14 protein-coding genes are annotated in these 14,163 nt (G+C 42.2%); 1 reads left to right on the forward strand and 13 read right to left on the reverse strand.

Features of this window, described 5'->3' with window-relative positions; all coding sequences use genetic code 11:
• Positions 1 to 50 precede the first annotated feature (50 nt).
• The 12 genes from HMPREF2867_RS05900 to HMPREF2867_RS05955 all read right to left on the reverse strand — a co-directional run bounded on the left by HMPREF2867_RS05900 (position 51) and on the right by HMPREF2867_RS05955 (position 11,079).
• Positions 51 to 1,367 carry an FAD-containing oxidoreductase gene (locus HMPREF2867_RS05900; RefSeq protein ID WP_048790621.1) on the reverse strand — a complete coding sequence of 439 codons (1,317 nt, stop codon included), beginning with the start codon at positions 1,365 to 1,367 and terminating at the stop codon, positions 51 to 53.
• Between the two features lie 141 nt (positions 1,368 to 1,508).
• Entirely contained in the window at positions 1,509 to 2,309 is an 801-nt protein-coding gene (locus HMPREF2867_RS05905; RefSeq protein ID WP_070576429.1) for an alpha/beta fold hydrolase, read from the reverse strand.
• Positions 2,310 to 2,344: 35 nt separating this feature from the next.
• Entirely contained in the window at positions 2,345 to 2,707 is a 363-nt protein-coding gene (locus HMPREF2867_RS05910; protein WP_070576431.1) for a hypothetical protein, read from the reverse strand.
• A gap of 222 nt (positions 2,708 to 2,929) precedes the next feature.
• The gene (gene ald / locus HMPREF2867_RS05915; RefSeq protein WP_070576433.1) at positions 2,930 to 4,042 is read right to left on the reverse strand and encodes an alanine dehydrogenase; all 1,113 of its coding nucleotides are present in this window, start codon (positions 4,040 to 4,042) and stop codon (positions 2,930 to 2,932) included.
• Positions 4,043 to 4,505: 463 nt separating this feature from the next.
• Positions 4,506 to 5,651 (reverse strand): amidohydrolase, encoded by a 1,146-nt coding sequence (locus HMPREF2867_RS05920; protein ID WP_060971300.1) that lies wholly within the window; start codon positions 5,649 to 5,651, stop codon positions 4,506 to 4,508.
• 247 nt (positions 5,652 to 5,898) lie between these two features.
• Positions 5,899 to 6,618 (reverse strand): 16S rRNA pseudouridine(516) synthase, encoded by a 720-nt coding sequence (locus HMPREF2867_RS05925; RefSeq protein ID WP_037599696.1) that lies wholly within the window; start codon positions 6,616 to 6,618, stop codon positions 5,899 to 5,901.
• 79 nt (positions 6,619 to 6,697) lie between these two features.
• On the reverse strand, positions 6,698 to 7,381 hold the full coding sequence (locus HMPREF2867_RS05930; protein ID WP_060971299.1) for a VIT1/CCC1 transporter family protein: 684 nt from the start codon (positions 7,379 to 7,381) through the stop codon (positions 6,698 to 6,700).
• Between the two features lie 90 nt (positions 7,382 to 7,471).
• Positions 7,472 to 8,242 (reverse strand): nucleoside phosphorylase, encoded by a 771-nt coding sequence (locus HMPREF2867_RS05935; RefSeq protein ID WP_060971298.1) that lies wholly within the window; start codon positions 8,240 to 8,242, stop codon positions 7,472 to 7,474.
• A 78-nt stretch (positions 8,243 to 8,320) separates the two neighbouring features.
• Positions 8,321 to 8,815, reverse strand: a complete 495-nt coding sequence (locus HMPREF2867_RS05940; protein WP_060971297.1) for a DUF6773 family protein — start codon at positions 8,813 to 8,815, stop codon at positions 8,321 to 8,323.
• 13 nt (positions 8,816 to 8,828) lie between these two features.
• Positions 8,829 to 9,026 (reverse strand): helix-turn-helix transcriptional regulator, encoded by a 198-nt coding sequence (locus tag HMPREF2867_RS05945; RefSeq protein ID WP_014621323.1) that lies wholly within the window; start codon positions 9,024 to 9,026, stop codon positions 8,829 to 8,831.
• A 178-nt stretch (positions 9,027 to 9,204) separates the two neighbouring features.
• On the reverse strand, positions 9,205 to 10,188 hold the full coding sequence (locus HMPREF2867_RS05950; RefSeq protein ID WP_037602037.1) for an oxygen-dependent tRNA uridine(34) hydroxylase TrhO: 984 nt from the start codon (positions 10,186 to 10,188) through the stop codon (positions 9,205 to 9,207).
• Between the two features lie 189 nt (positions 10,189 to 10,377).
• The gene (locus tag HMPREF2867_RS05955; RefSeq protein ID WP_060971296.1) at positions 10,378 to 11,079 is read right to left on the reverse strand and encodes a glucosamine-6-phosphate deaminase; all 702 of its coding nucleotides are present in this window, start codon (positions 11,077 to 11,079) and stop codon (positions 10,378 to 10,380) included.
• Between the two features lie 150 nt (positions 11,080 to 11,229).
• Between HMPREF2867_RS05955 and queA the strand changes: the two genes are divergently transcribed.
• On the forward strand, positions 11,230 to 12,273 hold the full coding sequence (gene queA, locus HMPREF2867_RS05960; protein ID WP_060971295.1) for a tRNA preQ1(34) S-adenosylmethionine ribosyltransferase-isomerase QueA: 1,044 nt from the start codon (positions 11,230 to 11,232) through the stop codon (positions 12,271 to 12,273).
• A 96-nt stretch (positions 12,274 to 12,369) separates the two neighbouring features.
• Here queA and HMPREF2867_RS05965 read toward each other — a convergent pair whose 3' ends face one another.
• Complete coding sequence (locus HMPREF2867_RS05965; protein ID WP_070576436.1) at positions 12,370 to 14,157, reverse strand: ABC transporter ATP-binding protein; 1,788 nt, start codon at positions 14,155 to 14,157, stop codon at positions 12,370 to 12,372.
• Positions 14,158 to 14,163 lie beyond the last annotated feature (6 nt).

A 14,163-nucleotide genomic window follows, 5' to 3' on the forward strand; every position in this document is an offset into this window, starting at 1 on the left:
TTTGTATGGATGATATACTCACAAAAAAGAGCCTCTCGGCTCTTTTCATTTTAAATCGCAAACAAATCGTTTAGGTTCTCAGCCATAGTTGGGTGAGTAAAGATTTGTTTAGCCAAATCTGTATATGGAATGTGATGATTCATCGCTAGGGTAATTAGATTGATAATTTCATGAGATTCTTGACCAAAGAGGGTCACTCCCAAAATTTCCTTAGTTTCAGGATTTACTACAGCTTTGAAAGCACCGCGCAAATCACCGTTAACATGACCACGAGGCATGCCAGCAACTGGAAGTTCCTTGACAGCAACTGGTCCACCTGCTGCTCTGGCTTGGTCTTCAGTAAGGCCAACCTGTGCCAAAGGTGGGTTGAGGAACATGGCAGTTGGAAATGCTCCACGTGTTTCAAGGTTATAGCTACCATCCCCTGTCAAGTAATTAAAGACAATACGGAAATCATCTAGTGAAATGTAAGTGAATTGGAGACCACCATTAACATCCCCCACTGCAAAGACACCGGGAACACTTGTTTCCAAATGTTTATTGACCTGGATACCACCACGTTCAGTCAAGGCAATATCTGTATTTTCCAAGTGAAGGGGTTCGATATTAGGCTTGCGTCCTGTCGCATAGAGGAGAGCATCAAAACGAAACTCACCTTTGTCAGTAACAACGACAACTTCATCCCCGTCATTCTTAACTTCAGAAGTTTTAACACCTTGCTCAAAGACAATGCCATCCTCTTCCATGTATTCCTTGGCCAACTTAGCAATAGATGGCTCCACACGTGGCAAGAAGCTAGTCGCAGCATCCAAGACAGTCACTTGGCTTCCCAAACGGTTATAAAGGCCAGCAAATTCAAGACCGATATTACCACCACCTAGGACACCCAGACGTTTTGGCAAGGCTTTAAGGGTTTGAATACCAGTTGAATCGTAGACATGCTCAGTTGTTGTCAAACCAGGAATAGGTAAGACATTAGACACAGCACCAGTATTGATAACAATAGTCTCAGCTGTAAGCTCTTGGCGGTCATCACCAGCTACTACTTCAATAACCTTATTTGACACAAAATGTGCCTCTGCATCAATGACATCAACGCCATTGTCTGCCAACATTTTATAATTCTTAGCATTAAGACGACCAGTCACCGCACCACGTTCTTTCATAGTGTCCTCAAAAGACCAGCCCTTCTCAGCCGCTACAATCATGGTCTTAGTTGGGATACACGCAATATTAATGCAAGTACCACCATACATGGCTTTACTGCGCTCGATGACAGCAACTTTCTTACCAGCCGCATTCATCTTAGCAGCCAGAGTTTTACCGGCTTTACCGAAACCGATAACAATCAAATCATAGTTTAACATTTCTGTGTCCTCCTATCTATTGCCATTCTATCATTTAATTTTTCAGACTGCACACAATTGAACCGAAAATAAAAAGAGGCTACAAGCTCCACTGTAACCCCTTTCTCATTCTATTTTAATAGGTTTCTATCAGTCCACTACCTAAGCATTCTTTCGCAGAAATTCTAATATCATTTTATTAAATTGCTTACTTTCAATAAAGGCCGCGTGCCCCAGTTTGCTAAATTCATAATAGGAAGCATTTGGAATGCTATTTGCAAGTTCCCTTGCACCATCCACTCCCAGAACCAAATCATTTTTAGCTCCCAAGACAAGAGTCGGGCAGGTAATTTTATCAAGGGACTTATGGCAATCAAACTCAAGAATAGAGTTGGCTAAACGGACAAATCGTTCTTGTTTTTCAACACTCACAGTCTTCAAGAATAGTTTATTAATCACATATAATTTCTTTAAAATAGGAGACGAAAATGTTTTACACATTGAATCCTTATTGAGCTTAGCCATCTCACCATTTTTAGCCATCTCAATCCAGCCTCCGATAGTCTCTCTACTGATATCATTATTTCGAGAGAATGTCAGAGCTAACACCAGACTAGTCACCTTTTGAGGATACTTGATAGCAAACAGCTGAGCAATCATACCACCTTGTGATATGCCTATGATAGAGGCCTTAGCAATATGCAATTCTTGTAAAGAATGGTAGAGGTCATCAGCCATATTCTCAATTGAAACACCTTCTTCGATATGGTCTTTTCTATCAAAAATATAGACCTTATACTCCTTAGCGTATCGATAAAATAACGAGTAAATGGCAAGGTCAGACATATCACTTAAGCCTTGCAAACTTAATCCCGTAATGATAACGAGAACCTTATCTCCTCGACCAAAGGTGACATAGTCAACGCCCTGGTCTGACAAATGATTTCTGTGAATACTATACATTATCTACACTCTTTCATTGCAAGATTTAAGTATTATCATGCGTCCGGTGCATTATTTGATGCCATGATGATAATACTTACCAAGACAACAAAGGTAACTTGCCAAAGAATGAAGGCCATGAAATCCCCACCTTTAAAAATAAGCAGGTCACAAAGTAAAATAGCCAACAGCACAGCATTTTTTCTAAAAAGTTGGTCACAGTTTTTCCAAAAAGTCTCAAAAGAAATATTGGCTCCTATCTTACGAACAAGCCTCACATGATAAATAATCTCAACCAGGGATGCCACAACTACTGTAGTTAGCAGTTCAGTCAAAGAGACATCCATACGAAAACCAAAATAAAGAACGACAAGCTGAGAGAAAACAATTGCTGTGAAAACGCGAATATGGTTGGCCACGATAAAACCTCCTAATGGCAAGCATTATAGATACTCATTACTCCCCTTAATATTTCTACTCATTATAGCATAAAATAAGACCAAAATTAGAAAAAAATCCATCCTTTGCGAGTACTCACCCATCAACTAGCAAAAAAATAATTCACTTCTTATCTCAGATCACAAAAAAAGAGCCAACCAAATCATGGTACGACTCCTCTTTGTTTATGCTAAATAATTTATTTATGCCAATTCATCAATTGATGTATACTCTCTGTCTAAGCCCTTTGCAACCGGTTTGCTAGTAATATGACCTTGGTAGGTTGTAACCCCTTGACAAAGACCTTCGTCGTCGTTAATGGCTTTTCTGAATCCTTTTCCTGCAAGGGCTTCGATATAAGGCAAAGTGACATTGGTAAGGGCAATGGTTGACGTACGTGCCACAGCTCCTGGGATATTGGCAACGGCATAGTGAAGGACACCATGTGTTTCATAAACGGGCTCATCGTGAGTGGTCACGCGATCCGCAGTTGCAACAACCCCACCTTGGTCAACGGCAACGTCAACAATAACAGAACCTGGACGCATTTGTTTAACCATATCGTCAGTAACAAGTTTCGGTGCTTTAGCACCTGGGATAAGAACAGCACCGATAACCACATCAGCATCACGAACACTCGATTCAATATTGAGCGGATTCGACATAAGTGTTTGAATTTGGCTACCAAAGACTTCCTCAAGGACAGACAAACGTTTAGCACTGATATCAAGGATAGTCACTTGAGCTCCAAGTCCAAGGGCAATGCGGGCTGCATGTGTCCCTACGACACCACCACCGATAATAGTCACTTTCCCTTTAGGAACACCAGGTACCCCACCTAGGAGAACGCCAGAGCCACCCTCTTGTTTGGTCAAGAAGTGAGCACCGATTTGAACGGCCATACGTCCTGCAACTTCACTCATTGGAACCAAAAGTGGTAGGTGACCTTCTTGGCCACGTACTGTTTCATAGGCCACACCTGTTGTCTTAGCATTGACCATAGCATCTGCCAATTCTGGAGCTGCTGCCATGTGCAAGTAGGTAAAGAGTAAAAGATCCTCACGAAGGAAGCCATATTCTTCAGCAAGTGGCTCCTTAACTTTAACAACAAGTTCTGCTGCCCATGCTTCTGCAGCAGTTGCAACGATTTTAGCACCTTGATTGGCATAATCTGCATCCGCAAAACCAGAGCCAAGGCCTGCATTTGTTTCGATTAACACGACATGTCCCTTAGCTACAAGACTTTGCACACCAGCAGGCGTTAGAGCCACACGGTTCTCGTTATTTTTGATTTCTTTTGGAATACCAATTAACATACGTTTCTCCTTATTCGGAAGTTATAAGGTCAACCATCAAAAAGATGACTTGACCACTCCCTATCTATTATTTTGAAATGATAACGCTTTCATTTTATCTAAAAAACTCAAAAATAGCAAGTGAAAAATCTTCCCTCCCTTTCTAAGTCCTGAAATCTTGCTTCTAAAATACGACAAAAGAACCCAACCAATCGGCTGGGTTCTTAAGTGTAAACTAAATGATCAAAAGAATATTTTTCCTTAGGCACGTCCTCCTTTTCAATATCAAAAGTAGTACCAATTTAAAGTCCTTAAGCTTTATTTAAAACTCTTAACAAAATAATCAAAGAGTCCTTGGTCTTTTAAGAGCTTATGTCCCAAGAGAAACTCAGGATGCCAATGAACACCTATAAATGGGGCGTCAGTGAAGCTCTCAACTCTCTAACAGGGTTTTCATTACTGGTAATACCGATTAAGGGAATGGTCATTTGCCTTTCTCCTTAAAATAGTCAAGTAGGAAAAGGGCGTTTTCCACATAGTAATTCACAGCTACTGGCAAGGCCTCATCTTTCACAAGGAAATCATCATGGTGCCAGTCTGGTGCATTTTCTTCACCATTTGAGCCAACAAAGGCAAAGACTCCTGGTATTTCCTTTTGATAGGCCGCAAAGTCTTCGCCCCCTGTTGATGGCAGCGTTTCAATCACTTCTGCAAAGGCCTTAGAATTTTCAAAGATGAGTGGTGTGAGTGTCTGGTCATTGTAGGTCACGTAAGGTGAATTACCCCAAGTAATGTCAACTTGAGCACCAAACTGATCCGCTGTCGCCTGAACAACCTTTTCAAAGCGAGCAATGACATCTTCACGAACCTTAGGCTCAAAGGTACGAATTGTTCCTTCAAAAAAGCCTGCTGCTGGAAGAACATTCCAGGTATTTCCAACTTCGATATGAGTAACTGACAATACTGCTGATTCAAAGGGCGATACCGTACGAGCAACAATCTGTTGTAAATTGTTGATGATGATCGTAGTGACCAAGACCGTATCCACACCCAAATCAGGACGGGCCGCATGGGACGAAACACCTTTAATATCAACCCTAAACTGCTCCACACCTGCCATGATAGCTCCCGAACGAAGACCAATCTGACCAGGTTTCAAGTGAGGATTATTGTGATAACCGATGATAGCTGACACACCGTCAAGACCACCCGCTTCAATGACCTGATAGGCCCCTTGGAAATTTTCCTCGGCTGGTTGAAAAATCAAGCGAACAGTCCCCTTAAGCTCGGCTTCTCTTTCTTTTAAAAGCTGAGCAGCTCCGAGAAGAGAGGTCTGGTGAAAATCATGACCACAAGCATGCATGGCCCCATTGTCGCTAGCATAAGGAAGTCCTGTCTTTTCCTTAATCGGTAGGGCATCAATATCAGCACGCAAAGCAATAATCGGATGACCTGACCCAACCTCAGCGATAAGTCCTGTCTTCAAGGGATAATTTAAAGGCTCAATACCTAGATTTCTCAAATAGCCTTTCAAAAAGACTGTCGTCTCGTGCTCCTCCTCAGAAACCTCTGGATGTTGGTGAATCTGATGACGTGTCTTTGCTAAATGATTATAAAATGCTTCTGTCATAATGAACCTCCCTCTCTGATTAGACTTGGTCATTGCTCCTGACTTACTTCAGTTCTCAATCGAATTGATACCATCATACCACCAGAAACAAGGATTGAGAAATTAAAAAAACTTATGGAATGCCATAAGTTTCACTTATACCCCTAGAAAAGACCGTCGTTATGGACCTTACAGTATTAAGCCTAGTGATAGGATAGACCTATCAGGAGATTGAAAGTTCCTATCATACCTTAATAATAAGAAATGACTAGCCAAGATAAGTACGTAAGATTGCTTTTTCCGCTTCGGTCAACGTTCGGTAGGAACCTACAGCTATCCCTTCATCAAGCTTAAACTCTCCAAAAGAAATACGCTTAAGATAGGTTACCTTGACGCCATAAGCCAAAAACATCTTTTTCACTTGATGAAACTTGCCTTCCGAAATCGTAATTCGAGCACAGCTCTTGTCACTCGCAGAACTTAAAACTTCCAGCTGAGCTGATTGACAAATAGTCCCATCTTCAAAGACAACACCAGACTCAAAAAATGCAGGGGCATCAGGCCCCAGAACATCATTGACCTCGACATAATAAGTCTTAGCCACATGATAACGTGGGTGAAGCAGGGCAAAGCCCAAGGGACCATTGTTAGTAATCAGCACCAATCCTTCCGTATCTCTATCCAATCGCCCAACAGGATAAAGCCCCTCTCGCTGATCTTCAGGCTTAATCAAATCAATGACTGTTTGGTGTTCCTTGTCCCTTCGAGCTGACACTACACCTGCTGGCTTATTCATAAGGTAGTAGACTTCTGGCGCATGCTCCAGTTCCTTACCAGAAACCGTGATGGTTTGAAGACTAGCATCCACATTAAGATTATCTTGTTCAGCCAAGATGCCATCCACATATACCTGACGGCTACGAATAAGCTTCTTGACTTGATTGCGAGAACCATAGCCCGCCTGTCCTAATAATTTATCTAAACGCATAACCCTATTGTACCACGGATAAGCTTGGTCTAGCAGACTAAAAAAGCCTACCTAAAAGGTAGACTTATACTACTAACAATTACACATTCACATGGAAGATATGCCCAACCAAGAAGGTCACAAGCATGGTCAAGAGTCCCACTGTCAAATTACGCAACATAGCTTGTTTAATAGGTGCTTTTCCGAGCTTGGCACTAATATAGCCAGTCAAGAGCAAAGTCAGGGCAACCACAACCACTGTTACAGGAATACGGTAAGGCTCTGGGAACAGCATGATAGCTAGTGCTGGTGGCAAGGAACCAACTGAAAATGCCAAGAAACTAGATACGGCAGCATGCCATGGATTGGTAATTTCATTCAAGTCCACTCCATATTTTTCTTCAACCAAGACCTTGATAGGATTTTTACTGAAGGCTTGATTGACCTTGACTTCGGCTGCTGTTTCGCAATCCCCCTGACTGAGGAAGGTTTGGTACAAACTCTCTCTAGCTGCTTCAGGTGAGCGATCCAGGAGAGCTTGTTCCTTAGCGATGGCAGCTTCTTCGGTATCTTTTTGCGTTGAGACACTGACATATTCGCCACCGGCCATCGAAAAGGCACCGGCAAAAATCGCTGACAAGGCAGAAATCAAAATAAACCAGATGTTTGATGTCGCACTAGCCACACCGATAACCACTCCCGCAATGGAAATGATTCCATCATTGGCACCTAAAACACCAGCTCTCAAAATATTTAAACGCTCTGCAAAATTCTTATCTTCCAATTTATTTGCTCCTTATTTAGAATCATTCTAAATAGTATTATAACAGTTATTTAGAATAATTACAAATAAGAAAACTAAAAAGTAGAATTTTTAAGGTTCACTCCAGTCACACGCAAACTCCAATGCTAATAAAGCTACCTTGTCCTTTTCATCCAAATCTGCATGATTCATCAAGTTACGGGCATCCCAATTACCTTCAGAAAGGTGATCTGCAGCATAGAAGAAATGACAGATCTCAACACCTCTAAACTTTGCTAAAGCTGCAACTGCTGAACATTCCATATCCACACAAATGGCTCCTGCTGCCTTTCGAGCTTTGAGTTTACCATTCGTCTCACGGTAAATGCCATCAGTTGTCCAAACTTTGCCTTCCTTATGAGAAATCTGACGTTCATTGAGATAGGAACGAAAACGGTCTAAAACACCCACATTTACCGCAATCTCATCGCTGGCTTCCACATAGTGAAAACTCGTCCCTTCATCTCTAAGGGCATGACTAGGAATAATAATAGAAGTCTCTTTAATATCTTCATCAAGAACACCACAAGTCCCAAAGAGTACAAGTTTATCAGCTCCCAAGGCGAAAATATCCTCTAAAATAGCCACACAGGCAGAGGCGCCTACAGGTGCATTAAAAAGAGCCAACTCCTGCTCTGCAATAACAAGCTTATAAATCGGAATAGCCACATTCGCCATGGACGTCTCATAGATAAGTTCATGGGGAAACATCTCAATCATTCGTTGAAAGGTCGAACGAGAAAAACAGGACACAGCTATTTTAGGAAACCCCTCAAGAGGCTCATTCAAGTCCTCGGGATTGATAATCGCTTGTCTATTCGCATCAAATTCAGTTAGTAGCATACGTGACCTCCTTAATTTTAGGACCCATTATAACATAAAAAAATCAGACCAAACAGAACAGTCTGATTCTATCACTATTTATTCTTCATTCTCCAAATCGTCCAGCTGTTTTTCGAGACGTCTTCTCTCATATCTTCCCAATGCAACGATAGACCAATTCATAAAAAAGACAAAGGGAATATACAAAATATAAGTAAGTGGCCAAGCCATGAGATATCTAGGATCCAGGGGATTATTATGATAGACATTGTGGTTAAACCGATAGTTAGCTGACATTATCATAAGAGTGATAAGCGCAGTCACCAGTAAACAACCTAAGACTGTCATTCCGGAACCCCCAAATGTGTTAACACTAAGTCGTTCAGATCTATAAATAGACCAAATCCATGCTATCAACATTGGAAAGGTCAAGTAATTAGAGGTGATGACCCCCTTGTTAAAGAAGGAGCTATAGACCAAGCATGCAAGTGTCCCTGCAATCATTATGTAAAAACATTCGGCACCAACTTTATTATTTAGAGCTTTTTCGCGTTCATCTGTAACTTTATTATTAACAAGCTTAAATTTCATCATCTTTACTTCCTTCCTAAATCTCCCAAAACAGTTGATCCAAGGTCCTGTCCAGTGTTTTGCAAATGGCAATACATAGGGCTAGACTGGGATTGTACTTTCCAGCTTCAATCAACCCTATGGTTTGTCTTGTTGCACCTACCGCTTCTGCCAAGTCACCCTGGGTCATATCATGCTCTGCTCGAGCTGCTTTTAAGCGTAAATTCTTTGCCACATGCCCCCTCCTTTTTCATCATATCTGATATTATCGTCGAAATTGACTAGGTTCACCATCTGTTTTCATCTTAATTATACACTATATATTTTCATTTGCAATATATATATGTCATTATTTTAGAAATAAATTGCAAAAAAAGAGCCGAGAACTCTCTCAGCTTCTTCACTATTTAAACTTAAGCAGGTGTTACATCCAAGCTTTCACCAATTGCCGCAAGACGTTCGACAACTTCTTCTTGGTTCAAACCATTTTCAGAGACATAACGGTTGCGTGGGTGAACACGGCATTCATGTGAGCAGCCACGAAGGTACTTGTCTTCATTTTCCTCTGAAGCAAGCATACGACGGTTACAGAATGGGTTACCGCAGTTGACATAGCGTTCGCAAGGCGTCCCATCGAACCAATCCTTACCGACAACGACAGGATCTACATGGTTGATGTCAACGGCAATACGCTCGTCAAAGACATACATCTTACCATCCCAAAGCTCCCCTTGAACCTCTGGATCTTTTCCGTAAGTCGCGATACCACCGTGCAATTGACCAACATCTTTGTAGCCTTCACGGACCATCCAACCTGAAAATTTCTCACAGCGTACACCACCAGTACAGTACACAACCACGCGCTTGTCCATGAACTCTTCTTTATGGTCACGGACCCATTGTGGCAATTCACGGAAGTTGCGAATGTCTGGACGAATGGCTCCACGGAAGTGACCAAGGTCATACTCATAGTCATTACGTGTGTCAAGGACAACTGTGTCCTCATCTAGAAGGGCGTCTTTAAACTCTTTTGGTGACAAGTAAGCACCCGTTGTTTCAAGCGGATTGATGTCGCTGTCAAAGTTATCATCCTCTAAACCAAGGTGAACGATTTCCTTCTTGTAGCGAACAAACATCTTCTTGAAAGCTTGCTCCTCTTCCTCATCAATCTTGAACCAAAGGTCCTCCATCCCTGGAAGGCTGTGAACATAGTCCATGTATTTTTGAGTGGTTTCATAGTCACCAGAAACCGTTCCATTAATTCCCTCGTCGGCGACCAAGATGCGTCCTTTCAGACCGATTGACTTACAGAAAGCCAAGTGGTCAGCCGCAAATTGCTCAGCATTTTCGATGGGAAGGTATTTATAATAAAGCAATACTCGAATAGGTTTTGCCATTGTATGTCCTCTTTCTTTATGAAATATCTATATCTGTTGTTTGATAGTCAAAGTCAACTTAACTATTATAGCGCTATCAAAGAGGGCTAGGCAATTGATTTGCTTGGAAGTGACTTTTCACAAAAGAAAAAGGCTGAGCGCTAAATGCCTCAACCTGAGTTTCGTGGATTGATTTTCCACAAGATAGCATTACAATTTCGCAGCGGCTGCCTCATCTAGGATAAGAGTCACATCTGGATGATTTTGTAGGACACTAGCTGGTACTTCCTCTGTCACAGGACCCTTGACCATCTTGAAAATGGCATCTGCCTTCTTGTCACCATAGGCAAACAAGATAATCTTCTTAGCAGCCATAATAGAAGCAATTCCCATCGAAATAGCCTTAGTAGGAACCTGATCACGACTAGCAAAGAAACGGCTATTGGCTTCAATGGTGCTGTCAGTCAAGTCGACCACATGAGTTTGACTATCAAAAGGCGTACCTGGCTCATTAAAACCAATATGCCCATTACTTCCGATTCCTAGGATTTGCAGGTCAATGGCATGTTGTGCCAAGACGTCATCGTAATCCTTAGCCGCCTGCTCCAAGTCCTCAGCCATGCCGTCAGGCAAGAAGCTCTCCTTAAATGGCTTAGCATCAAAGAGTTGAGCCTTCATAAAGGCATGGTAGCTCTGCTCATGGTCTGGTGCTAGTCCAACATATTCATCCAAATTGACGCTGTAAAGTTCTGAAAAATCCACGTCGCTTTCAACCATCTCTTGGTAAAGAGCGATAGGTGAACTACCTGTCGCCAAGCCCAATGTTTGAGCACCTGCTGCAAGGCTCTCTTTAAGAAGATCAAAGGCAACTTGGCCTCCCTCAACTTGATTCTTAACTAAAATCTTTTTCATTCTATTCACCTCAATATTGGTATATACCATTTTCTTTATTATCTCTTTTTTTAACCTTTTTGTCAAGCGCTTTCACTCAACTCCTTTAATGACGGTCGCCCTATATCGTGCTATAATAAAAAGGCTGAACATTTTTAAACGAGGAAAGAAATGAATACAAACGATTTTGATTTTGAACTGCCAGAGGAACTGATTGCTCAAACCCCATTGGAACAACGTGATGCCTCTAAACTCTTGGTCATTGATCCTGTAACCAAGGAAATGACTGATACCCACTTTGACCACATCATCGACCAGCTTAACCCTGGCGATGCCTTGGTCATGAACAATACACGTGTGCTTCCAGCCCGCCTATATGGTGAAAAGCCTGATACCCACGGCCATGTGGAATTCCTACTTTTGAAAAATACCCAAGGGGATAAATGGGAAGTATTGGCCAAACCAGCCAAACGCCTTAAAGTAGGTGCTAAAGTCAGTTTTGGCGATGGCCGCTTGACTGCCACTGTCACTGAGGAACTAGATCACGGTGGTCGAATCGTAGAATTTAGCTACGACGGTATCTTCCTTGAGGTCTTGGAAAGTTTGGGCGAGATGCCACTGCCACCTTATATCCATGAAAAATTAGAAGACCGTGACCGTTACCAAACGGTCTATGCCAAGGAAAATGGCTCTGCCGCTGCTCCTACAGCTGGCCTCCATTTCACTCCTGAATTACTTCAAAAGATTGAAGCTAAAGGTGTAAAATTGGTCTACCTCACCCTTCACGTTGGACTGGGAACCTTCCGACCTGTTTCTGTCGATAATGTCGACGAACATGAGATGCACTCAGAATTTTACACCCTCAGCCAAGACGCTGCCGATACACTCAATAGTGTCAAAGCCGCTGGAGGACGCATCATTGCAGTGGGAACAACCTCTATTCGAACACTAGAAACAATCGGCAATAAATACGATGGTCAACTCCAAGCCGACTCAGGCTGGACCAATATCTTTATCAAACCAGGCTACCAATTCACAGTCGTAGATGCCTTTTCAACCAACTTCCACCTTCCAAAATCAACCTTGGTGATGTTGGTTTCAGCCTTTGCTGGCCGTGAATTCGTCCTTGATGCCTATAAACACGCCGTCCAAGAACGCTACCGCTTCTTCAGTTTCGGAGATGCCATGTTCGTCACACGACCTGCTGAGAAATAATATTGATTTTGAGACTTTTCCCTATAGGAGAAGTCTCTTTTATTGCTCGTCAAATTCAGAAAAAATCCACCAGCTATGAACTGATGGATTTTTTATTTATTTCTCTGCAAACTGGCTATTATACAAGTCGTAATAGAAGCCTTTATCTGCAAGGAGGGATTCATGGTTCCCTTGTTCGATGATTTGACCATCTTTAAGGACCAAAATCTTGTCTGCTTCTTGAATCGTTGATAAGCGGTGGGCAATGACAAAGCTTGTTCGACCCTGCATGAGAGTCTTCATAGCCTTTTGAATCAAGAGTTCCAGACGAGTATCAACTGATGAGGTTGCCTCGTCCAAAATCAAGATTTTAGGATCAGCCAAAAGCGCACGCGCAATGGTCAAAAGTTGCTTTTGTCCCAGTGAAATGTTACTTGATTCCTGGTTCATTTCCATGTTATAACCGCCAGGTAGCATACGGATAAAGTGGTCCACATTGGCAGCCTTAGCGGCTTCAACAATTTCTTCATCAGTTGCCTCAAGATTACCAAAACGAAGATTTTCCTTGATAGTTCCTTCAAAGAGCCAAGCATCCTGAAGCACCATACCAAACTGTTTACGATAATCCTGACGTGATAAGTTACGAATATCATGACCATCAACCGAGATAGAACCTGCAGTCACATCATAGAAACGCATGAGAAGATTGATAATCGTTGATTTTCCGGCACCAGTTGGGCCGACAATAGCGACCATTTCGCCAGGATTGACTTCAAGATTAAAGTCACGAATCAAAGGTTTATCAGCCACATACTGGAAGTCTACATGCTTAAAGCTAACTTGACCGGTCAAATCTCCTTCAAGCACTTCAGTAGCATCATTAGCCTCGTCTGGTTCATCCATCAGTTGGAAAATACGGTCCAAGGAAGATTTAGCACTCTGCAATTGCCCAGCCAACTGAGTCAAGTTCTGAATAGGTTGGTTAATCTGCCAAACGTACTGAACAAAGGCCTGCATATTACCAATCGTCAGACGACCAGCCAAGACTTGCAAACCACCTAGAACAGCGACAATTAGATAGGTCAAGTCAGATAAACCGTTAAGAACCGGCATCATAAGTCCTGAAATGAAATTAGCCTTAAAGCCTACCTTCTGAAGGTCTTCCGTGATTTCTTTAAAGTCGTCCAAGGATCTATCCTCACGGCCAAATAGCTTAAGCACATTGAAGCCGGTCAGATTTTCCTGAACAAAACCATTAAGAGTACCTAGGGCATCAGCCTGCTGTTTAAAGTAGGGCTGAGACTTACTCATGATAAAGCGGGCACCAAAGAAAGTAATCGGAATAGTGATGACAACTATAGTTCCTAATTGAAGATTAAGGTAAAGCACTGTTCCAATAACCAAGGCTAGAGTAAAGACGGCATTAACAACCTGCAAGAATGACTGCTGCAAGGCATTAGATACTGTCTCGACGTCACTAGTAAAGCGGCCCAAGAGGTCCCCAAACTGGTGCTTATCAAAGTATGACACTGAGGTACGATTGATTTTCTCAGTCATCTCATTACGCATATCTTGAACCGTTGCTTGCACAGCATTGGTCATGAAATAGTTGGAATAGTAGGCGGCCAACTCATAAATAAGACCACGCAAGAGATAAACAACTAGAACCCAACCAACATAGGAGACGTTGATACGAGCACCTTCCACACCTTTGATGATGGCCAGCGTATTTTTAGTTAACTCGGTAATAGCTAAACCAATGACCACTGGCTCAAGAACACTCATGATAACACTAACAATTTTCAGGAAAATGGCTAGGTAAAGCGGGAAACGATAAGCCTGCAAGTAGGACCAAAGGCGGCCAAAACTTGAGGAATGATTTGTTTGCATTTTATTTTTCTTCATTTTGAC

This window comes from Streptococcus sp. HMSC064H09 (assembly GCF_001812625.1).
Classification (GTDB): Bacteria; Bacillota; Bacilli; order Lactobacillales; family Streptococcaceae; genus Streptococcus.